The organism is Paenibacillus sp. OT2-17, from assembly GCF_009827695.1.
Classification (GTDB): domain Bacteria; phylum Bacillota; class Bacilli; order Paenibacillales; family Paenibacillaceae; genus Paenibacillus; species Paenibacillus polymyxa_B.
In genome coordinates this window covers 1-604 of record NZ_WUDQ01001028.1, presented here as the reverse complement: position 1 = coordinate 604, position 604 = coordinate 1, and the positions used below count along the sequence as shown (strand labels likewise).

1 protein-coding gene and 1 pseudogene are annotated in these 604 nt (G+C 43.9%); both read left to right on the top strand.

Annotated features, from left to right (window positions below):
* Positions 1 to 255 (top strand): chemotaxis protein CheB (locus GRP75_RS28870; RefSeq protein ID WP_272917262.1); only part of this gene is annotated, 255 nt, incomplete at its 5' end.
* Positions 256 to 288: 33 nt separating this feature from the next.
* Positions 289 to 588 (top strand): annotated as a pseudogene (locus tag GRP75_RS28865) (Hpt domain-containing protein); the annotation flags it as partial.
* Between the last annotated feature and the right edge of the window lie 16 nt (positions 589 to 604).

Here is a 604-nt window from a genome sequence, read left to right as displayed (position 1 = left end):
GTATATACGATGTTTGAATCTTTGCTCTCTTTAACCTCGTTTGAGCGGCATCTAGTATTGCTCACTGGAATGGGGAGCGACGGGGCCAAAATGATGAAAAAGCTTTATGATGCTGGGGTGCAATCCACATTTGCTGAAAATGAGGAAACTTGTGTAGTGTACGGAATGCCCCGCTCAGCAGTAGAGTTAAAATGTGTGCGTCACCTTCTGCCAATGCAGGAGATCGCCCCCAAGCTTGTACAAGTTGTGAAATAATCGGAGTGTAACTCATGGAGGAGGTGTCTCACAATGGACATGAACCAATATTTAAACATGTTTATTGATGAGTCGAATGATCATCTGCAATCTCTTAACGAAAAAATGCTTCAACTGGAAAGCAATCCAACCGATCTAGGCATCGTTCAGGTGATTTTCCGTTCTGCCCATACCCTCAAGGGAATGGCTGCTACGATGGGGTTTGAAGACCTAGCATCGCTCACTCACCAAATGGAAAACGTTCTTGATCTGGTACGTAACAACAAGCTGGCGATGCATGAATTTATATTCGATACCTTATTTAAAGGATTGGATGCTTTGGAGTCCATGGTGTAGCACATTACAGAGG